The 20549-nt window shown below is 70.2% G+C and carries 13 protein-coding genes, 1 tRNA gene and 3 pseudogenes; 6 read left to right on the top strand and 11 right to left on the bottom strand.

Annotation, left to right across the window (positions count from 1 at the left end; translation table 11 throughout):
- The first annotated feature begins 1 nt into the window (after position 1).
- Both OH809_RS28235 and OH809_RS28230 read left to right on the top strand, forming a co-directional pair.
- Complete coding sequence (locus OH809_RS28235; RefSeq protein WP_406515808.1) at positions 2 to 2815, top strand: FtsX-like permease family protein; 2814 nt, start codon at positions 2 to 4, stop codon at positions 2813 to 2815.
- Positions 2812 to 3771: an ABC transporter ATP-binding protein gene (locus OH809_RS28230; RefSeq protein WP_406419505.1), complete on the top strand. Its 960-nt coding sequence runs from the start codon at positions 2812 to 2814 to the stop codon at positions 3769 to 3771. The genes OH809_RS28235 and OH809_RS28230 overlap by 4 nt, the downstream gene beginning before the upstream one ends.
- Before the next feature lie 198 nt (positions 3772 to 3969).
- Here the strand turns inward: OH809_RS28230 and OH809_RS28225 are convergent, their stop codons facing one another.
- The 7 genes from OH809_RS28225 to OH809_RS28195 form a co-directional block, all read right to left on the bottom strand.
- Complete coding sequence (locus OH809_RS28225) at positions 3970 to 4656, bottom strand: hypothetical protein (RefSeq protein WP_406419507.1); 687 nt, start codon at positions 4654 to 4656, stop codon at positions 3970 to 3972.
- The gene (locus OH809_RS28220) at positions 4653 to 5075 is read right to left on the bottom strand and encodes an acyl-CoA thioesterase (RefSeq protein ID WP_406515807.1); all 423 of its coding nucleotides are present in this window, start codon (positions 5073 to 5075) and stop codon (positions 4653 to 4655) included. The genes OH809_RS28225 and OH809_RS28220 overlap by 4 nt, the downstream gene beginning before the upstream one ends.
- A 5-nt stretch (positions 5076 to 5080) precedes the next feature.
- The gene (gene ettA / locus OH809_RS28215; RefSeq protein ID WP_406419511.1) at positions 5081 to 6745 is read right to left on the bottom strand and encodes an energy-dependent translational throttle protein EttA; all 1665 of its coding nucleotides are present in this window, start codon (positions 6743 to 6745) and stop codon (positions 5081 to 5083) included.
- Between the two features lie 196 nt (positions 6746 to 6941).
- Positions 6942 to 8396, bottom strand: coding sequence for an LAETG motif-containing sortase-dependent surface protein (locus OH809_RS28210; RefSeq protein WP_406515806.1), 1455 nt, complete (start codon positions 8394 to 8396; stop codon positions 6942 to 6944).
- A 216-nt stretch (positions 8397 to 8612) separates the two neighbouring features.
- Positions 8613 to 9161, bottom strand: a complete 549-nt coding sequence (locus tag OH809_RS28205) for a single-stranded DNA-binding protein (protein WP_406419515.1) — start codon at positions 9159 to 9161, stop codon at positions 8613 to 8615.
- A gap of 92 nt (positions 9162 to 9253) precedes the next feature.
- Positions 9254 to 11170: a GTPase gene (locus OH809_RS28200; protein ID WP_406419517.1), complete on the bottom strand. Its 1917-nt coding sequence runs from the start codon at positions 11168 to 11170 to the stop codon at positions 9254 to 9256.
- Positions 11167 to 12819: a dynamin family protein gene (locus tag OH809_RS28195; RefSeq protein WP_406419519.1), complete on the bottom strand. Its 1653-nt coding sequence runs from the start codon at positions 12817 to 12819 to the stop codon at positions 11167 to 11169. Before OH809_RS28195 ends, OH809_RS28200 begins: the two co-directional genes overlap by 4 nt.
- Before the next feature lie 318 nt (positions 12820 to 13137).
- Between OH809_RS28195 and OH809_RS28190 the strand changes: the two genes are divergently transcribed.
- Positions 13138 to 13210 (top strand) — tRNA-Arg (locus tag OH809_RS28190).
- Positions 13211 to 13401: 191 nt separating this feature from the next.
- Positions 13402 to 13647, top strand: a pseudogene (locus OH809_RS28185) (NUDIX hydrolase); the annotation flags it as partial.
- Between the two features lie 268 nt (positions 13648 to 13915).
- On the opposite strand, the gene OH809_RS28180 reads toward OH809_RS28185, so the two are convergent.
- From OH809_RS28180 to OH809_RS28170, 3 genes and pseudogenes are all read right to left on the bottom strand, one after another.
- The gene (locus OH809_RS28180; RefSeq protein WP_406515805.1) at positions 13916 to 14533 is read right to left on the bottom strand and encodes a hypothetical protein; all 618 of its coding nucleotides are present in this window, start codon (positions 14531 to 14533) and stop codon (positions 13916 to 13918) included.
- A 1534-nt stretch (positions 14534 to 16067) separates the two neighbouring features.
- Complete coding sequence (locus OH809_RS28175) at positions 16068 to 16946, bottom strand: tyrosine-type recombinase/integrase (RefSeq protein WP_406419523.1); 879 nt, start codon at positions 16944 to 16946, stop codon at positions 16068 to 16070.
- A pseudogene (locus OH809_RS28170) lies at positions 16943 to 17620 on the bottom strand (IS701 family transposase); the annotation flags it as partial. The gene OH809_RS28175 and the pseudogene OH809_RS28170, both read right to left, overlap by 4 nt.
- Before the next feature lie 526 nt (positions 17621 to 18146).
- Here OH809_RS28170 and OH809_RS28165 point away from each other — a divergent pair.
- Positions 18147 to 19388 (top strand): IS110 family transposase, encoded by a 1242-nt coding sequence (locus tag OH809_RS28165; RefSeq protein ID WP_406419525.1) that lies wholly within the window; start codon positions 18147 to 18149, stop codon positions 19386 to 19388.
- Here the strand turns inward: OH809_RS28165 and OH809_RS28160 are convergent.
- Positions 19326 to 19964, bottom strand: a pseudogene (locus OH809_RS28160) (IS701 family transposase); the annotation flags it as partial. The gene OH809_RS28165 and the pseudogene OH809_RS28160 sit on opposite strands and share 63 nt — an antisense overlap.
- A gap of 168 nt (positions 19965 to 20132) precedes the next feature.
- Here OH809_RS28160 and OH809_RS28155 point away from each other — a divergent pair.
- Positions 20133 to 20537, top strand: a complete 405-nt coding sequence (locus tag OH809_RS28155; protein ID WP_406419527.1) for a type II toxin-antitoxin system PemK/MazF family toxin — start codon at positions 20133 to 20135, stop codon at positions 20535 to 20537.
- Positions 20538 to 20549: the final 12 nt, after the last annotated feature.

The following is a 20549-nucleotide window of genomic DNA, read 5'->3' as shown; positions in this document are numbered from 1 at the left end:
CATGAGCCCGCGTTCCGACAGCGGTCGTTCCGCAGCCATCGCCCGGGCCGGTGCCTGTGCCCCGTGGGTCCGCACGCGGCTGCGTACCGCGCCCGGGGCCGCCTGCGCGCTCGGGTTGCTGGTGCTGCTCACCGCGTTCCTCGCCGCCGCGTTCCCGCGGGCCGTCGACGCGTATGAGACCAAAGGGCTGCGCCACGAGGTGGCCGTCGAGGACTCCTGGCGCAGCGTGCTGGAGCTGACCGCTCCGCCGCCCGCCCCGGGGGTAGAGGCGGAGCGCGAGGCCGCAGTGCGCGGGGCGGCGCTGGGCGCGGTCTACCGCAAGGTCCTGGCCGGGCTGCCCGAACCGGTGCGCGCCGACACTTCCCAGTCCTCGTACGGCATCCACACGACGGAGCCGATCGCCGCCGGGGAGGAATGGCTGCCCCGGCCCAGCGGCCTCGACCCCGAGCTGACGTACGCGACCCCGTCGGCCCTGCCGGCCCACGCCACGCTGCGCGACGGCGCCTGGCCCACCGTCCACGGCGAGGTCACCACGGCCGCCACGGAGGTCGAGGCCGCGGTCACCGAAGCGACCGCCAAGGCCCTGCGGCTCAAGGTGGGTTCGACGATCGCGGTACCGACCCGGGACGGGCGGCCGCTGACCGTACGGATCACCGGCATCATCGCCCCGAAGCTTCCGGAGGCCGCCTACTGGTCGTCCGAGCGCCTGCTGCGTACCCCGTCACTGGTCGCGAAGCCCGGCACGGATCCCCCTTACTACTGGATAGCGGCCCTGCTGCTGCCCCCGGACGCCGCGCCCGCGCTGCTCGCCACGACCGGTGTGCCCGAGCCGTACTGGCGGATCGCGCCGGACGCCGACCGGCTCACCGCGGGCGACGTGGACCGGCTGCGTTCCCGGGTGGCTTCTCTGGAGAGCGGCCCCGAGCTGCTGAAGCTGCGTGCGCTGGCCGGTGCGGCGACACTGACGACCGATCTGGACACGGTCCTCACCGAGTACGACGCGATGCGTTCGGCGATCAGCCAGGTCGTCACGGTCGCCGCCGTCGGGATCGGTGCCGTCGCCGCCGTCGTCCTGCTGATGACGGGCGGCCTGCTCGCCGCCCGCCGCCACAGCGAACTGGCTCTGCTGCGCTCGCGCGGCGGATCGCTGCGCGGCATCGGCGGACGGCTGCTCGCCGAGACCGCGGTGACGACGGTGCCCGCGGCGGCGCTCGGTCTGATGCTCGCCGTTGCCGCCGTCGGCCAGGCCCGGCTGTGGCCCGCGGTCACCGGAGCCGCAGCCGTCGCCGTCCTGGTCTGTGTTGCCCTGCCGCTGAGTACGACGCTCCGTCACCGCAGACCGCTGCTGCACGGCGCCCGCGACGACATGATGACCGCCCGCCCATCTCGGCGGCGCACGGTTGGCGAACTCACCCTGCTGGTCCTGGCCGTCGGCGCGGTCGCCGCGCTGCGCCGCCGCGGTACCGCGGCGGACGGTGGTTCGGACTTCCTGGTCAGCGCCGCTCCGGTGCTGGTCGGGCTGATCGCGGCGCTGGTCCTCGCCCGCCTGTACCCGCTGCCGCTGCGGCTCGCCTCCCGCTCCGTCGCACGGCTGCGCGGCGCGATCGGCTTCCTCTCACTGGCCCGGGCCGGGCGCGCATCGGCGAGCGGCGCACCGGCCCTGCTGGCGCTGCTGGTCGCGCTGACGACGACGGCGTTCGGCGGCTCGGTGCTGGCGGCGGTCGCCGACGCCCGGGACGACGCGGCGGTGCTGGCCACCCGTGCGGACGCCCGGATCAGCGGCGAGGGCAATACGGTACCGCTGCCGGACCGGCTGGTCCGGGACGTACGGAAGGCGGGCGGCGTACGGGAAGTGGCGCCGGTCCAGATCGAGTACGGCGTTGCGCTGACGACCAGCGACCTCGGCATCGACGCGAGGGCCGCGCTGGTCGGCGTCGATCCGGGGACGTACGCCAGGCTGGCCCGCGCGACCGGTCTCGGACCGTTCCCCGCGGACCGGCTGAAGGCCACCGGAGCGGCGCCCGGCAAGGGCACGCCGCCGTCGAAGGACCGGGTGCTGCCCGTCCTGGCCTCGCCGGCCGTGGCCGAGCAGCTCGGCAAACAGCCGCGCGCCGTCAACGCGCAGGCCGGGGACTTCAAGGTGCGGGTCGTCGGAACGGTGACGCGTACTCCGGCCGTCGACACCGCCGACTTCCTGATCGTCGACGCCGCGTCCCTCATCAACCGGCAGACCACCACCCTGCTGGTCACCGGCGACTCCCCGGACGCGAAGGCGCTGCGCGCGGCCGCGCACCGGGCGGGCTCGAAGTTCTTCGTACAGCTACGGTCCGAGGAGCGCGCGGCGTTCGTCGACACCCCCATGCAGTCGGGCGCCGAGCGGATCTACACGGCGGCAATCGCGGCCGGCGCGGGCTACGCACTGCTCGCCGTGCTGCTGTCGCTGCTGCAGGCCGCACCGGAACGCACCGCGCTGCTGGCCCGGCTGCGGACCATGGGCCTCACCCGTCGGCAGGGCCGACGGCTCCTCGGCCTGGAGGCGACGCCGCAGGCACTACTGGCCGCCGTCGGCGGTCTTCTCGTCGGCTGGGCGACGATCGCCCTGCTGGCACCCGGCGTCGACCTCGTACAGCTGGCGCTGTCCAGCGGGCCCGGATCCGACGCACTCGACACCGCTCAGCTGCGGGCCGACCCGTGGTCGCTGGCGCTCCCTGCGCTCGGCGTGGTCGCACTCGCCGCCGCTGTGGCAGCCGTGCAGGCCTGGTGGGCCGGGCGCCGTGGATCGATCACCGAACTCAGGGCAGGAGACACCCGATGACGTCGACGACCGAGACCACGCTGACGGAGCTCGAACAGCGGGCCGCCGCACGCCGCGACCGGCCCTCGTACGGGCACGACGCGCTGATCGCCTGCGATCGGCTGGTCCGCATCTTCAGCGCGGACGGGGTGGAGGTGCAGGCCCTCCAGGGCCTCGATCTACTGGTCACCGAGGGCGAGTTGATGGCGCTCGTCGGGGCGTCCGGCAGCGGCAAGTCGACCCTGATGAACATTCTGGCGGGCCTCGACGTGCCGACGGCCGGGTCGGCGAAGGTCGGGGGCTGCGATCTGCTGTCGATGGGCCCGAAGGAACGGCTCCGCTACCGCCGGGACGTCGTCGGGTTCGTCTGGCAGCAGACCGCCCGCAATCTGCTCCCGTACCTCACCGCCGTCCAAAACGTCACGCTGCCCATGCAGCTGCGCGGCCGCGGCCGGAACCGCGAACGCGCGGCGCGCGCCGAGTCGCTGCTGCAGATGCTGGAGGTCGCGGACTGTCGCGACCGGCGGCCCCCGCAGATGTCCGGCGGCCAGCAGCAGCGGGTGGCGATCGCGGTCGCGCTCGCCAACAACCCCTCGGTGCTGCTCGCCGACGAACCGACCGGCGAGCTGGACTCGGCGACGGGCGAGCAGGTTTTCGCCGCGTTTCGCCGGGCCAACGAGGAGCTGGGGACGACCATCGTGATCGTCACCCACGACCAGGCGGTGGCGAGCGAGGTCCGCCGTACGGTCGCCATCCGCGACGGCCGTACGTCGTCCGAGGTGCTGCGCCGTACGGAAGTGGACGCGGCGACGGGCCAGGAGTCCCAGGTTGCCCGCGAGTACGCGATGCTCGACCGCGCGGGGCGGCTGCAGCTGCCTGCCGACTACACCGAGACGCTCGGGATGGAGCACCGCGTGATGCTGGAGCTGGAGCAGGACCACATCGGGGTCTGGCCGGACGACCAGCCGCACCCGTAACCGGAGTTACTGGTGCCGGCCCCAGGGGGCTTCGGCCAGGTGGCCCCATGTTGCCGCGGGCGCCATCGTGATCGGCAACGACGTACCCGTACTGATGCTCCAGGCCCTGCGCGACAACAACGTCCCCTGACTGGCTAGGCCCTGGCATCGGCCGGTGCGGCACCGGCCGGCCGGGCCGTGTCATCGGACCGCCGGTGCTCAGCCCGCGCCCACCGTCACCGCGAGCGTGCCGAGTCCGCTGCCCGCGCCGCGCACGGCGATCGAGCCGAACGGGGTACGCAGCCGCAGCCACGGACCCGAGGCGAACAGCGCGACCGGGAAGTCCGGGGCCGGGCGGAGGAAGCCGAGGGACTGGGCGGCGTGGACGGCCCGCAGCGGAAGCGGGGTGCCGCCGACCGTGCGCGACCAGATCTCGCGGCCGATCAGGTCCCGCTCCGCCCTCGTACGCCGGCCCTCGGGCAGCGCCTCGTCGCGGGAGCGGAACTCCGCCACCGCGGCGGTGACGGCGGTGCGCAGGGAGACGGGGTCAGGCAGTCCGGGCCGTTCCTGCCAGCCGGTGCGCGGCGGGAGCATCCCCGTCCACGGCGGCCCGGTGACGGACGCGGGCAGCCCGCCACGGGAATCACCCGTCTCGACGTCGAGCGATTCGAGGAGTTCACCGGCGGACACGGTGACGTCGAAGTCGATCGGGCCGGCCAGCCGCGCCGTCCGGATCGCGAGGACCTCGAACGACGGCGGCCTGCCGAACACGGCCAGCGCGCCGCCGCCCGCCTGCAACCGGACGGCGGCCGCCCGGTCGTAGTGCAGCAGGCGGCCGAGGAAGGCGGCGAGGTCCGCCGCCTCCCTCGCGTCGGCGAAGTGCAGCGACTGCACGGGCACCGTCATACGGCGGCGGGCTCCTCGGCCAGGTACTCCTGGAGGAAGAGCTTCTCCTCCGCGGAGATCCGCCGGGGTCGCTCCTCGGCCAGGTTGTACGGCACGACGACGGTCGAGGCCCGTACGTACACCTGGTCCGGGTCCTTGATCTCGTACGAGATCGTCAGGGACGCGGCACCGATTTTCGTGACCCAGGACTCGACGGTCACCGGCGCGTGCCGGTGGACCAGCGGGCGCACGTAGTCGATCTCGTGCCGGGCCACGACGGACCCGCCGGCGAAGGACGGCGAGCCGTCCCCCGGCGCCAGCCGGAACATGAAGTCGATGCGCGCCTCCTCCAGGTAGCGGAGGAAGACCACGTTGTTGACGTGGCCGAAGGCATCCATGTCCGACCAGCGCAGCGGGCAGTTGTAGATGTGACGAGCCAAGACGATCAGCCTCGCGTGAGCTTCTTGTACGTGGCGCGGTGCGGGCGGGCCGCGTCCGCGCCGAGGCGCTCGACCTTGTTCTTCTCGTACGACTCGAAGTTGCCCTCGAACCAGTACCACTTGGAGTCGCCCTCGTACGCCAGGATGTGCGTGGCGACGCGGTCCAGGAACCAGCGGTCGTGGGAGATGACCACGGCCGCACCCGGGAACTCCAGGAGCGCGTTCTCGAGCGAGGACAGGGTCTCGACGTCGAGGTCGTTGGTGGGCTCGTCGAGGAGCAGCAGGTTGCCGCCCTCCTTGAGCGTCAGCGCCAGGTTGAGGCGGTTGCGCTCACCACCGGAGAGCACACCGGCCGGCTTCTGCTGGTCCGGGCCCTTGAAGCCGAACGCGGAGACGTACGCCCGCGACGGCATCTCGACCTGACCGACGTTGATGTAGTCGAGCTCGTCCGACACGACCGCCCAGAGGGTCTTCTTGGGGTCGATGTTGGCGCGGCTCTGGTCGACGTAGGAGATCTTGACGGTGTCGCCGATCTTGATGCCACCGGAGTCCGGCGTCTCCAGGCCCTGGAGCATCTTGAACAGCGTGGTCTTGCCCGCGCCGTTCGGACCGATGACCCCGACGATGCCGTTGCGCGGCAGCGTGAAGGACAGGTCGTCGATGAGGACCTTGTCGCCGAAGGCCTTCGAGAGGTTCTCGACCTCGACGACGATGGAACCGAGCCGCGGGCCCGGCGGAATCTGGATCTCCTCGAAGTCCAGCTTCCGCATCTTGTCCGCCTCGGCCGCCATCTCCTCGTACCGGGCCAGACGCGCCTTGGACTTGGTCTGCCGGCCCTTGGCGTTGGAGCGGACCCACTCCAGCTCTTCCTTGAGCCGCTTGGCGCGCTTCTCGTCCTTGCGGCCCTCGACCTTGAGGCGGGAGGCCTTCTTGTCGAGGTACGTGGAGTAGTTGCCCTCGTACGGGATGGCGCGGCCGCGGTCCAGCTCGAGGATCCACTCGGCGACGTTGTTGAGGAAGTACCGGTCGTGCGTGACGGCGACGACGGCGCCCGCGTACTTCGAGAGGTGCTGCTCCAGCCAGTTCACCGACTCGGCGTCGAGGTGGTTGGTGGGCTCGTCGAGGAGGAGCAGGTCCGGGGCCTCGATCAGCAGCTTGCAGAGCGCGACGCGGCGCTTCTCGCCACCGGAGAGGTTGACGACGGGCCAGTCGCCGGGCGGGCAGCCCAGGGCGTCCATGGCCTGCTCCAGCTGGGCGTCCAGGTCCCACGCGTTGGCGTGGTCCAGGTCCTCCTGCAGCTTGCCCATCTCGTCCATGAGCGCGTCCGAGTAGTCGGTCGCCATGAGCTCGGCGACCTCGTTGAAGCGCGTGAGCTTGCCCATGATCTCGGCGGCGCCGTCCTGGACGTTCTCCAGCACGGTCTTCGACTCGTCGAGCAGCGGCTCCTGCATGAGGATGCCGACGCTGAACCCGGGCGACAGGAACGCGTCACCGTTGGACGGCTGCTCCAGGCCGGCCATGATCTTCAGCACCGTGGACTTACCGGCACCGTTCGGGCCCACCACACCGATCTTGGCGCCGGGCAGGAAGCTCAGCGTGACGTCGTCAAGGATCACCTTGTCGCCGTGCGCCTTGCGCGTCTTGCGCATCGTGTAGATGTACTCAGCCAAGAGAAACCGTCCGGCAATCGATGTGTGGGCAGATACACCCCATCTTGCCTGACGTCCATCCCAGGACGGAAACCCGTCCGGCCGACGGTACGCCCCGCGGGTGCCTTCCGGTACGCGACAGCCCCGGTACGCGTGGGCGTACCGGGGCTGTCATCAGCGCATCGTGACGGCGTGGCCCCGATGCGTCACTCTTTGTTTACTCCGCGGTGGTCTGCGTCTTCTGCTTGCGGAGAAGGAAGACCGCGCCGCCGCCGACGACGACCAGGGCGATGGCGATGCCCGCGATGACCGGGGTGGCGCTCGAGCCACCGGTCTCGGCGAGGTCGCCCCCGGTCCCGGTCCCGGTCCCGGTCGAGCTGCCGCCCGCGGAGGCCGGGGCGGGCTGGTCGAGGGTCTGGGTGTCGGGGCCACCGGTGGAGCTGCCGCTGGTCCTGCAGTCCAGGACGCCCTTGAACGTCTTGGTGAACCCGCCGGGACCGGTGATCGTGAAGTCGTACGCCTGGTCCTCGGCGACCGGGAGGGTCACCGTCTCCGACGCGCCGGCCTCGACGGTGTGCTTGATGCCTCCCAGCTCGAAGGTGAATGCCTCGTCGCCCTCGTTGCTCGCGGTGACGTCCACGCCGCCCTTGGCACAGTTCTTCTTCGCGGTGACCGCGGGGATCGCGCCCTTCTTGGCCCAGGTCGCGGTGGCGGTCGCGGAGACCGTGGACTCGCTGGAGCCGGCCAGGATCTGCGTCTGACTCTTGGTCACTCCGGCGAAGGCCCGGCCGACCGGCACCGAGGTGGTGGTCTGGACGGTCAGCGAGGCGGTGCCGTCGACGGCGCCCGCCGGGACGTCGAAGTAGAGCTCGGCGCCATTGGCGGCGGCGGTGACGGGCTTGCCGCTCTTGTCGGTGACCTTGACGCCGCTGGCGGAGTCGACGGGCGGGGTCACCGAGACCTGGCCGGCGTTGGTGCGGACGGTGACCGGCCCGAGCCGCTCACCGGACCGGCCGGAGACCGCGGCCGGGTCCAGGGCGAGGGACGCCTTGGGCTCGGCGACGTCCTCGGCATGCTTCTCCAGCCAGTCGGCGAGCTTCTCGGCCTGCTTGTCGCTGGCCTCGACATCGGCGTCGTCCGAGTAGCGCCAGATGGCGACCTGGGTGCCCGCCGCCGCGGTCCGCTCGGAGAGCGGCCCGGTGCCAGCCTGCTTGGCGAGCGCCGCGAGGTCGTCGATCTGCGGGTAGGAGTGCTCCAGGATCCAGCGGATCCGGCCCGCGTTCTTGTTGACGCCGAGCGACGTCTGGTTCCAGGGCGTCTCCAGGTACTTCGCCTGGTCCTGGGTGGGGTTATGGATGTCGATGCAGTACGTCTTGAGCTTGCCGCCGCCGTCGACGGTCATCTCGAAAAGCCCCGCGGGCAGTTCCTGCTTCTTCCCGTCCGTGGTGAGCACGGCCCGGTCGAAGGTCTTCAACCCGTCCAGGACTGCGGTGGCACCGCCCTGGTGCTGCGGCGCCTCGTCGGCGGTCGCAGTGCCCGCGCCGACGAGGGCCCCGGCTATGACGAGCCCGGATGCCACCACCGATGCGGCCAGCCGGGCAATGCCCCGGCCCCGTGGCGGATTCGCCCCCGCGTTGGACGATGAAAAGGCCGCTGAAGAAGCAGAAAACACAGATGTCCCCTCCGGGCGGCGCCCTCCGCGCCTGATGCGCGTGTGGGGATTGCCCCGCCAGTCGACTCAAGTACCCGTGAGTACTGGGGAATCCTAAGGAAGCGACAAAGCACAGTCCCCCGTCATACCGTCGTACAACCATTCCGAATCGGAATCGTTATCACCGGAACTGTTTACCGGCCGCCGTCGCCCCCGCTCCACCCGCACCGGGCGGAGTCACGGCGCCGACGCCAGCTCGGGGAGCGGCTCCTGACGCATCATCATTCCCACCGGCGCCTGCGCCGGCGTCCCCGCTGCGACTGCCGCCCGCCGTCGCCCCCGCTCGGCAGCCTCCCCCCTTCCCCGCACATCTCCCGCCCCGTCCGGCCCGTCCCTCCTGCCCGGCCGTGCCGTCAGCGTCGGGTCACCCCGCAGCACCCGCCGGAAGGCCGCCGTGCCCCGTGTCAGATCGTGTCCGACCGCCACCGCCTCGATGTCCACGAACGTCCGCCGCTGTCCGTCCCGTTCCTCCTCGCGCACCTTCAACCGGCCGTGCACGAGCAGTGGTTCTCCGACGGAGACCGAGCCCGCGAGATTCGCCGCCAGTGTGCGCCACGCCCACACGGTGTAGAAGCTGGTGTGCCCGTCCGCCCAGAGCTGTTTCTCCCGGTCCCAGCGGCGGGCGGTCACGGCGAATCGGAATCGCGCCATTCCCCCGGTCGTGGTCTCCCGGAACTCCACCCCGGTCGCCGCATTGCCCACCAGTGTCACCATGGTCTCGTTCATGCCTCCGCCTCCCCTTCGGCTCCGTGACCGCTGCCGCGCGGTCACTGATCTCATGCTGAAGGGGAGGCGGGGATCCTGCTGAGGGCTGTGTACTACCGACCGGTTGTGGAAAACTCCGTCACCGTCACGTACCGCTCGCGCACCTCCCGGTACCGCACCAGTTCGGCCGCCACCGGATCGAGCACCCTCGCCCGGCCGACGGCCGCCGCCGCCTCGCGCAAGCGCCGCTCGGCCTCCTGCCCGTACCGCCGGGCGGGCCCCCGGGCTGCCGCCGCACACGACCACTCGACCAGTGGCCCGCCGATCACGCCCGCCAGCATCACCAGCGCGGGCGTGAGCAGTCCCGGTTCGATCACGCCGATGATCTGGCCGACCAGCCAGAGCCCGCCGAAGATCTGCAGCAGCGTCATGGACGCCTGCGCCAGCACGGCGGCGGGCCACCACGCGGGTCTCGGCGGCTTGCCTCCCACCCGTCCGCTGTGCGCCACACCCGATGCACCGGCCACACCGGTGGTCACCACGCCCCCACCGCCGACTGCGGCCGCGGTCCCGCGCCCCGCGTCCCTGGCCCGCCCGTGCCCCACAGTTCCGGCCTTCTCGGCCAGCTCGTCCAGCGCCTCCGGCAGCCCTGTCGCCCCCTGCACCGCGGCCTCGCGGACCGCCTGTGCCCAGGGACCCGGCAGTCCGTCCGCGGCGGCGTCCGCCACCGTCCGTACCGCCTGCTCGACGCGTTGCCGGGCAGTGAGCTGTTCCTCCGCCGGTGCGGGCATTGCCGGCGCCCGGTCCGGACTTCCCGGCCGCCGGGTGGACTCGTACCACCGCCACAGCCGCAGCCACGGCGTCCCGCAGGCGCGTCCGGCGTTCCTGCGCCACTCACGTTCGGCGGCCTGGCCGGCCGCGGCCGCGCCCACCGCCTCCCCCAACCGGTCGGCGAACTCCTCGCGGGCCCGTTCACCGAGTCCCGGCCGCCCCTCCGCGACGTACACCGGACGCAGCTTCGCCGCCGCGGCGTCCACATCGGCCGAGAGCCGGCGCGCCGCTGCTGTGCGCTCCTGCACGAACCGGCCGAGCAGATCACGCAGTTCACCGACACCTTCACCGGTGAGCGCGGACAGCGACAGGACGGTGGCGCCCGGTTCGCCGTGTTCGCCGAGCGCCATGCCGTCCTCGTCGAGGAGCCTGCGCAGATCGTCGAGGACCTGGTCGGCGGCGTCACCGGGCAGCCGGTCCACCTGGTTGAGGACGACGAACGTGACCTCCGCGTGGCCGGCCAGCGGTCGCAGATACCACTCGTGCAGGGTGGCGTCCGCGTACTTCTCGGGATCGACTACCCAGATCACCGCGTCTACCAGTGCCAGCACCCGGTCGGCGTTCTCGCGGTGCCCGGCCGCTGCCGAGTCGTGGTCGGGCAGATCGACGAGGACAAGCCCCTGGAGCGCCTCGTCCACCTCCGTACCGCCCTGCTGCGGCCTGCGCCTGAGGCGTCCCGGAATGGCCAGCCGGTCCAGCAGTCCGGCGGCGCCGTCGGTCCAGGAGCAGGCAAGGGGCGCGGCGGTGGTCGGCCTGCGCAGCCCGGTCTCGGAGATCTGTGCGCCCGCCAGGGAGTTGAAGAGCATCGACTTGCCGCTGCCGGACGCCCCGGCGATGGCGACGACGGTGTGCCGTGCGGAGAGCCGCTGTCGTGCGGCGGCCTCGTCGAGTACGCGCCCCGCCTCGGCGAGCGTGGTCCCGTCGAGTCGGGCCCGGGACAGCCCGACGAGTTCGCGCAGCGCGTCGAGCCGCGGCCGGAGCGGGCCGCCGGAGGGTACGTACGCCTCGACCTGAGGACGTACGTCGTCGCCGGGGGCGGCCTCGGGCCCGGGATCCTTGGCGAGAGCCGCTGCGCGCCGGGCGATGAGCCCGTCGTCCCACCGGCCCTCGGATGCGGGGAGGTGCCGGCCCTGGGATACGACGACACCACCGGCCTCGCCCTGTTCCTGGCCGTGATCCTGGTCAGTGACGGCAGTCAATGCTGCCACCTCTCCTTCTGCAGTACGGACAGCGCGGCAATCAGTTCGGCCTGCGGCTCCGGGGCCACGTCGAGCGCGTCCAGCGGCGCCAGCCGCCGGTCGCGCTCGCTGCCCAGCACCCGGTCGAGACAGCTGGTCAGCAGCGCCCCGCCCTTGTCGCGCAGCCGCAGCGCGCCCTGGGCTCCGATGCGTTCGGCGAGCTGCTCCCCGGCGCTGCGGGCACGACGGCCGCCGAGCAGCGCGGCGGCCAGCAGCGCGGCCACCGTCTCGGCGTCGGGTGCGGCGCTGCGTTCCAGCCGGCGCACCTCTTCCTCGGCCAGCTCCTCCAGGACCCGCCGCCACCGCCGTACGGCCATGGCGATCCGGCCCCGGACGTCCTCGGCGGGCCCCCATCCTCCGGCTTCCCGGCCCGTATTCCCGAACCCGAACACACCGGCTGCGGGTTCGCGCTGCCAGGCGGTCCGGATCTGCTCGTCGGCGGCGGCCACGGCGCACTGAAGCAGCGCGGCGAGGCTGTCCACCAGCGCTTCGAGAAGTTCCTCGGACATGCTGTAGTGCGGGTATCCGCGCCATCGGGTACGGGCGTCCCCGGAGAGCACGCCACCGTTCTCCACCCGCCGCCGGACCCGTGCACCCTCCTTCCGGTAGGCGCCCTCGACCACGCCAGTAAGCCGCATGGCCGCGGCGTGCTGTGCGGCGACGGCACCGGCCAGCTCCGGCATCCGTACGTCCAGCGAGTCGATGACCCCGGCCGCCGTACGCCCCACCGCCTGCTGACGGGCCGCCGGATCCTGTACGCGGTGGCTGAGCCAGGCGCGCAGTGGGGCAACCGCGGTGGTGGGCAGCAGCCCGCTGCCGCCGCCCGCCGACTCGGGCAGTTCCGGGATGGTGAACCGCGGCACCTCACCGAGTCCCGCCTTGGTGAGGAGCGCCCCGTACTGCCGCGAGACCTCGCCGATCACCTGGTGCGGTACCCGGTCGAGCACGGTGACGAGCGAGGCGTCGTACTCCTTCGCGGTACGCAGCAGATGCCACGGCACCGCGTCGGCGTACCGGGAGGCGGTGGTCACCATGACCCAGACGTCGGCGGCACAGATGAGTTCGGCGGCCAGTACCCGGTTCCGTACGACGAGCGAGTCGATGTCGGGGGCGTCGAGCAGCGCGAGCCCACGCGGCAGACTCGCGGCGGTCTCGACCCGCAGTGTGGTCCCGTCCTCCTCCGCACCGTCGTCGAGCCTGTCGAGCTCGTCGCAGAGGCCGGGGTCCGTGGACTCCCCCGGCGGCAGCCAGACCCGGGTCAGCTGCGACAGCACCCTGCCCCCTGCGAACCAGTGATGATCATCCGGATGGCAGACAAGGACGGGGATCCGGGTGGTCGGCCTCAGTACCCCGGCCTCACTGACCCGCCGCCCCACGAGCGAATTGACGAGCGTCGACTTCCCGGCTCCGGTGGATCCGCCGATGACCGCGAGCACGGGCGCTTCGGGATCCTTGAGCCGGGGAAGCAGGTAGTCGTCGAGTTGCGCGAGCAGCTCGACCCTGGTCTGCCGGGCGCGTGTCACCCCGGGGAGCGGGAGTGGGAGACGCACGGCGGCGACACGGTCGCGCAGGGCGGAAAGTGCGTCGATGAGCTGAGGCCGTACGTCCATGGTCACCACATGCGAAGAATGCCCAATTTTGGAGCCTTTTTGAAGCGTATAGCCACCTCTGCGCGCCGATTGCGCCGTCGGGACAGACGGGGCGAGTGGGACGCAGGCATAACGAGTGCACAACACCCGGCGCGTGAGGCGTCAAAAGTAATGCGGCAGCCGCGCCTACCTGCGATTATCGGTTCGCTTCACCGAACCTACACATCGAGCCACGCAGGTGAGGCAACCGGGTCGAGGCGATCGGAGCCCTATCCTTGTCCCGGCAAGGTCACGGACCGGCCCGGCCCCAGGGCTCCAGGCCGCCGAGACCACCACCCGGCCCCCGTAGCTCAGTGGATAGAGCAGGCGCCTTCTAAGCGCTTGGCCGCAGGTTCGAGTCCTGCCGGGGGCACACAGTCCGCACCATGCCAGGCCCTCCCTCGGGAGGGCCTTTTTGGCAGGTCACCGCACCGTAGCGAGGGCCGCGTAGCGAACGCATAAGCGCCGGACCGACCCCAGGTCACAGTGGGGAAGGTCCGGCGCTGTCCGGCTGTCACCGGGTTTCTGCGGGTGGCTGCGGTGGATACACGGGGGCACTCCCAGGTCGCCGAGCTCACGGGGGTCCACAAGAACACCTCGCGCGGCATCGTCGCCCCGGTCTTCCGCTGAAAGCCCTCCGGCGGCGTCGAGCGCACCTTCTACGAGTCCACGGCGGTCGACTGGCTCACGCTCGAAGAAGTCACAGAGCGCATGTCCGAGGTCTTCGCAGTGCGGTTGCTCGATGCCTTGGATGCGGAAGCTCCGTACCTCAGGAGCCACGACGGCAAGCACCCGGTCCCGGCGCAGTAAGACTTTCTCTACATCATCAAGGCCCGCGCACGGCGCGGGCGCGCGCCGCCTCAGCGGCGCGCTACGCGCTGCGGGCTGAAGCCAGAAATCATCCGCCGCTTCAACCGGGCCGCCAGCCTCTCCCCGCTTCGGAGAGGACGCACCACACAGGCGCAGAGCCCTCATCAAGTAATCGACGAGGGCTCATGACCGATCGAGGGTAACGATCAACTATGGGCGCATGACACTGGCGGAGAGCTCACACCTGCGTCGGCCCCGGACGCGCCGCCTACAGGGTGACCGGCGGCAGGTTCCCACCAGTGTTTCCACCGGTGACCGGCGGCAGGTTCCCACCAGTGTTTCCACCGGTGACCGGCGGCAGGTTCCCACCAGTGTTTCCACCGGTGACCGGCGGCAGGTTCCCACCAGTGTTTCCACCGGTGACCGGCGGCAGGTTCCCACCAGTGTTTCCACCGGTGACCGGCGGCAGGTTCCCACCAGTGTTTCCACCGGTGACCGGCGGCAGGTTCCCACCAGTGTTTCCACCGGTGACCGGCGGCAGGTTCCCACCAGTGTTTCCACCGGTGACCGGCGGCAGGTTCCCACCAGTGTTTCCACCGGTGACCGGCGGCAGGTTCCCACCAGTGTTTCCACCGGTGACCGGCGGCAGGTTCCCACCAGTGTTTCCACCGGTGACCGGCGGCAGGTTCCCACCAGTGTTTCCACCGGTGACCGGCGGCAGGTTCCCACCAGTGTTTCCACCGGTGACCGGCGGCAGGTTCCCACCAGTGTTTCCACCGGTGACCGGCGGCAGGTTCCCACCAGTGTTTCCACCGGTGACCGGCGGCAGGTTCCCACCGACCGTGACGGGGGCATTGATGACGCTGGAATTCTGGATTTGGGTCATGTTGTTGGTTGTCTGATTGATGACTTGGTTTACCATCGTCTGCGACAAGCCAAGGCTTCTCCCCGTGGTCTGTGCGGCTGCTATGCCTTGTGCCTTCGCAGCTTGCGGGGAGGCGCCTCTACTTATCGCCGCTTGTGCTGCACTCGTCCCGGCAGCTGTCGCAGCGGCTGTAGCTGTTCCGCTTGCTGCCGATGTCGCTGCCGCCCCGGTGCAGGCCACAGGACCTACGGAGAAGTTGCCCGCGCCCGTAACGGTGGTCGGTCCGATGCGACCGTCAGAGGAAGAGCGCACCATCATCCCAGCCGGCGAGACGTTGAACGTCCCATTGGGAGCAAAGTTCTCTCCGGTCAGGCTACTTGCTACTACCCGACAGTTCGGGTTCGGGGCAGCGGAAGCCGGCTCGACCGTGATCGCAGCCATCCCTCCGACGAGCGCAACTGCCGCGGCGGCACTCAGGGCGATCTTTCCTCTCATGGTTTTCTCCTTTTCGGCACTGTGCTTGCGATCCCAGTCGCGTGCCATCGTGAGCGGCGGGCCAAAAACATCGTGGCTCCGGTGTGACGCTGACGTAGTGGCGGGACTGGTGGAAGCAACTCCGTGTAGGTTGAACCCCCGCCCTTACACCTTGCGCGTTCTCTTCGAGGATGTCGCGCGGAAGGATTTCCCGGATTCAACCAGTCGCGGCTTAGGGGTTGCCTCCAGCGTCCGCTCGCCGGGCATCACGTGGCCGCGCGATGGGAAACAAGTGAAGAGCAGTCGAAGCATGAGAAAATGTACGCGAAGGCGCTACGGGAGTTGGGGCCGGTGCCGTACGAGATGATGGTTGCCAACGCGCAGCACTCCTACGTGAATCGTCCCCGTCGAGCCATGACGTGTGTGGGGCTTCTGAAGCCCCGTCGCGCCGCTGATGGGAAAATTCAGTTCACTCCTAGCCTTTGGGCTGATGAGCATGAAGAAGACAACCTTGCGGAGCGTCAGTGTCGCAGCGGCGGCCTCCTTCTGCTTGGAGGCTGGCATATTGGGCAGATCAGCGAGTGACTCCGTTGCTTCACCGCAGAATTCCCAGGTCGCACCGTCGGTGCTTAAGTGCTATACGACCATCAGTGATCCAAACGAGATCGTGTGCTATCGGGTTTCGAAGCGGATCCTGAACAGGGGCGGCCAGATTACATTCTTCCCCTTCCTTATCCAGGTGCCCACGCCTTCGAATGCCCCAGCTCCGGTCGTCGTGAACGTTTTGCCCCCGCCCCCGCCCGATCTGCCAGGGGAACTTCGACCCGAATCCTCCAGCGGCACTGAACACTCACCACAGCCACCAGCTGGCTGAGATCGCCTTCACCGGGTGCCGCCGGGCAGGCCCTCCCTCGGATGGGCCTTTTGGCAGGTCACCGCACCGTAGCGAGGGCCGCGGAGCGAACGCATAAGCGCCGAGCCCTCCCCAGGTCACGGTGGGGAGGGTCCGGCGCTGTCCGGCTGTCACCGGGTTTCTACGGGTGGCCACGGTGGATACGCAGTGGCGCTTCCAGGGCCGCGCTCAACGCTCTGGCAGATCCGGTAGGTCCCCTCCGGCCTCGATGCGCTTCTTGAGGTCCGGCAGGTGACCGACGATGCACCGGGCGTAGATCGCGAGCAGTACCGGGACAATGTTGCCCGCCCACTCCGCCACTTGTGCCGGCGGGACGCCATCGTTGAGCCAGTTCGTCAGACAGGTGTGTCGAAGGTCGTACACCCGCTTGCCGAGCGGAGAGGCGCACTCCTGAGGGTCGAGGACCTCGCGCCGTGCGCTCCTCCAGGCGCGCCGGAGGACAGAACCTGCGAGCATCTCGCCCTTCTCCCCCGGGAAGAGAAAATCGCCGGGCTTCAGCTTCTCCGTCTGGATGTGGGCACGCAGGACCTTGGTTAGAGCTGGGCGGCACGGCACAGACCGCATGTCGTCCTCCGCTCGCCCCTTCAGACCCCGCTTCTCATGGACCTGACCATCATTGGTCCAGTTCTTGCCGACCTCTGGCTGGGCCGTGTGGAACAGGAGCTCGCCCCACTGGTCCTCGGCATTTTCGTCCGGGAGCCGCACGTCGTGGACGACCATCGCAACGGCTTCCTCGGGCCGCGGCCCCGCGTAGTACATGGTGGCGAAGAATGCGTGGAGCCGCTGTCCACCGCGCGGCCGAAGGCGCACCCAGCCCAACAGGCGTGCGGCCTGCCCGCGGTTGAGTAATGCCCGCTTGTCCACCGCGGATGATGTCTTCGGGGAAGTCCCCCGCCCCTTCGGCAAGGGATTGGACCGCAGTATGCGGTGCTTGACCGCGTACTCCATGGCGACGTTGAGAATCCTGCGGTTGCGCTTGGCCGAACTCGCGGCAGCAGGCGTTCCGTCCAGCAGGCTAGTACTCCAGCCGTAGATCGTGATCTTCATGTCTGAGTGGCTTGTCGACGGTAGTGGCTGGCCTGGGATCGGGCCTGGTGGCGGCGCCGCCAGTCGGACCAACCGAGCCGGTGGGCGGCATCGTGGACGGGTCGGACAACGAGTGTGATGAACAGGCGCTGGATCTCGTTGCAGGTGAGCGGAATGAGGGCATCGGGTGCGGGGCGGGTGTGCTCGTCTGCGCGTACGACGGCGAGGAAGGCGTGCGCGAGCATGGCGAGGGTGACCCAGCGGGACCAGGAGGCATAGCGGCGGACCTGGTGCTCGTCGAGCGCGGCCAGGCCCTTGCCCGACTGGAAGAACTCCTCCACCCGCCATCTTGATCCAGCGACTCTGACCAGCACGGTCAGCGGCACGGACGTGGGCGAGTAGCAGCGGTAGTAGGCGAGTTCGCCGGTGCTGCGGTTACGGCGGATCAGCAGCTGACGACTCCCGGGTCGGGGGTCGGCGAGGTCGATGACTGCCCAGTCGTAGAAACGGTGGCCCTTGGCCCCGGCCCCTGCGGAGAGCTTCTGCCAGGCCCGCTTGGGCACCTTCTTGGCCAGGGTGTCCGCACGGAACCTCCCCGCCCCGGTGGTGACTTCGTGCGAGCAGGCCACCGCGAGGACGTAGCCGGTGCCGCGTTCCTCCAGTGCGGTTCGCAGCCTGGGGTTGCCGCCGTAGACCTAATGGGCAATGAAGAGAGGCCCGCTCCCCGCATAACCGGCCCGCCAGACTTGGACCGAGAGAGCGGAGTCACGCTTCGACGCAGGGAAGGCAGAGGACGGTACAGGGGGAACCGCACCGTAGACCAGGGGCTCGACCCCTGAGATGAGACTCGGTCCCTCGTATCGCCGTCTGCCCCCGCCCTCTCGGCCGCGGTGCCGGACGCCGACGTCGGCGCGACGCCTACCGAACACCTGGGCTCAAGCCTCGAAGAAGACCGGCGGGTGCCGACGCTCGCGGCCGGCACCGTGACCGAGCACATGATCGGACCGTTGATGCTTGCGGTCCGAGCCGCCCGCAGGGAGCACCTCTTCCGTGTTCGGGAGCCGCCGAGCTCTCGCCAAGACCGAGGACCCTGCGGGTCGCTGGGGTCACGAACGGCTAATCGGATGACGGGCCATCGAGCCCTGCCATTAGGGAGACGCGTGCCCCGCACGGCTGTGACCAGCCACGACAGGCAATTCGACCGAGAGGACGTGAACCGCTTTGAAGGTGTCCTGCGGCATCGACTGGGCCAGCGACCACCACGACGCCGCCATAGTCGACAACACCGGATCGTTACTGGCCAAGGCCCGGATCGACGACACCGCCGAGGGACTCGCCGAGCTCCTGCAGCTCCTCGCCGAGCACGGCGACACCGCCGAGGCCCCCGTCCCGGTGGCCATCGAGACCTCCCGCGGTCTGCTGGTCGCCTGCCTGCGCGCGGCCGGCCGCCCCGTCTACGCGATCAACCCGATGGCCGCCGCCCGCTACCGCGACCGCCACGCGGTCTCCCGCAAGAAGTCCGACCACCTCGACGCCATGGTGCTGGCGAACATCCTGCGCACGGATGCCGCCGCCCACCGCCAGCTGCCCGCCGACACCGAACTCGCCCAGGCCGTCGCGGTCCTCGCCCGCGCCCAGCAGAATGCCGTGTGGGACCGCACCCAGGCCGCCAACAAGCTCACCTCGCACTTGCGCGAGTACTTCCCCGGCTTCCTCGCCGCGGTCGGCGTCCGCCGCGAGGGGGTGTGCCACCCAATCGCCCGCACCCTGCTGGTCGCCGCCCCCACCCCCGTACAGGCCGCCCGACTCACCCGCGCCCAGCTGCGGTCCCTGTTGAAGAAGGCCGGCCGAAAGAACACCCTCGACGCCGAGGCCGACCGCCTCCATGCCGCAATCCGCCTGCCCCAGATGCGCCAACTCCCCCTGGTCGAACAGGCGATGGGACGTCAGACGCTCGCGCTGCTGCGGCAGATGGAGGCCGCCTGCACCAGCGCCGACGACCTCGCCGAGGCCGCGGTGGAGTCTTTTGAGAAACACCCGGACGCCGAGATCATCACCAGCTTCCCAGGGCTCGGCACTCTCAGCGGCGCCCGGGTGCTCGCCGAGATCGGCGACGACCGATCCCGCTTCGCCGACGCCAAGGGCCTGAAGGCCTACGCCGGGTCGGCCCCGATCACCAGGGCCTCGGGCAAGAGCGTGGCCGTCCTGGCCCGCCGGGTCAAGAACCAGCGGCTGGCCGGCGTCGGCTACATGTGGGCCTTCGCCGCTATGTCCCACTCCGACGGCGCCCGAGCCCACTACGACCGCCGCCGCGAGGCCGGAGACCGCCACACCGCCGCCCAGCGCAACCTCTTCAACCGCATGCTCGGCTGCCTCCACCACTGCCTCACCCGCCGCGTCTGCTACAGCGAGACAGTCGCCTTCCCTGCACCCTCTGACGCTCAACTCACGGAGGCCGCTTGACAGATCTTCCGCATCGGATGTCTCGTCGCCAGCGACCCAGCCGACGCGGTGGCCGGCGTCCAGGAACCGGGCGACCATACGAGTGGCCAGTTCCGGCTTGGTGGCGAAGGCGGTGTCCTGGTCGAGTCCGGCATCCCGGCAGCGGTCAGGGTCGGAGGTCCATGAACGCGGGACGTACAGTTCCCGGTCCACTGCCGCGTGCCCGCGCCGGCCGGCGTAGACCAGGTAGACGGCGACCTGGGCATTTTCGATCCTGCCCGCGGTGCCGGTGTACTGGCGCTGGACGCCGACCGTGTCGGTGCCCTTCTTCACGTCCCCGGTCTCGTCGACCACCAGTACCGCCTGGTCGTCGTGCAGGTGGTCCACCACGTAGTCACACACATCGTCGCGGACCCGGTCGGCGTCCCACTTGGCCCGGCCGAGCAGGTGCTGCATGCCGTCCGGGGTCCTCTCCCCGGCCCATTCGGCGATGGTCCAGCAGTTCTTGCGCGGCAGGTCCGACAGCAGCCCGAGCACCAACTGCCGTGCCCGGCACCGGGGTTCGACCCGCGTGAACCGTCCAGCTATCCGGCTCATCAGGCCCTCGAACGCCTCCTGCCAGCGGGCAGGGTCTACGCTGTGACCTGCGGCCACCGCGTGATCGTTTGTCTTCACACACCGATGATCAACGGGTGGCCGCACCCGTCTCCACAGCGCGTCAGGGTCGCGCAGCGTCCGCCCGCCGTTCCTGTGTCAGGAGGACATGTGCAACGTGGCGAAGTCTGGTGGGTGGAGCTCGACGAGCGGCGGCCGGTCGTACTGCTGTCGGGAGACGACGCGTCCGGGATCCGGGTGATGCAGGTCGTCGCTCCGGCGGGTGTCGACATCACCGGTCTGGGCGTCGAAGTGGCAGTAGGCGCCGTGGAAGGACTGCTCTTTGAAGGCGTGCTGCGGTTCGCGTTCCCGCGTCCGGGCTTTACCCCTTGCACGTGGCTGACCACAGTGTGCCGGGACGACCTGATCGAGCGAGCGGGCGTTCTGTCCTCCGCGAAACTCAGCGAGATTGAGAACGCCCTCCGTCTCGGTGAGCAGGCGAAGGAGTGGACCCCGGCGACGACCGCGAAGCTCAGCGAGATAAGGAACGCCCTCCGTCTCGGTGGACTCGGGTAGGCGGAGAAGGAA

Origin of the sequence: Streptomyces sp. NBC_00873, from assembly GCF_045207415.1 — a bacterium.
Classification (GTDB): domain Bacteria; phylum Actinomycetota; class Actinomycetes; order Streptomycetales; family Streptomycetaceae; genus Streptomyces.
This window is presented reverse-complemented; position numbering and strand designations above follow the sequence as displayed.

Excerpts from the sequence above, each read along its gene's own strand:
- OH809_RS28235 (WP_406515808.1), top strand. The coding sequence starts at position 2 with ATGAGCCCGCGTTCCGACAGCGGTCGTTCCGCAGCCATCGCCCGGGCC.
- OH809_RS28230 (WP_406419505.1), top strand. The coding sequence starts at position 2,812 with ATGACGTCGACGACCGAGACCACGCTGACGGAGCTCGAACAGCGGGCC.
- OH809_RS28225 (WP_406419507.1), bottom strand. The coding sequence starts at position 4,656 with ATGACGGTGCCCGTGCAGTCGCTGCACTTCGCCGACGCGAGGGAGGCG.
- OH809_RS28205 (WP_406419515.1), bottom strand. The coding sequence starts at position 9,161 with ATGAACGAGACCATGGTGACACTGGTGGGCAATGCGGCGACCGGGGTG.
- OH809_RS28195 (WP_406419519.1), bottom strand. The coding sequence starts at position 12,819 with ATGGACGTACGGCCTCAGCTCATCGACGCACTTTCCGCCCTGCGCGAC.
- OH809_RS28180 (WP_406515805.1), bottom strand. The coding sequence starts at position 14,533 with ATGACCCAAATCCAGAATTCCAGCGTCATCAATGCCCCCGTCACGGTC.
- OH809_RS28175 (WP_406419523.1), bottom strand. The coding sequence starts at position 16,946 with ATGAAGATCACGATCTACGGCTGGAGTACTAGCCTGCTGGACGGAACG.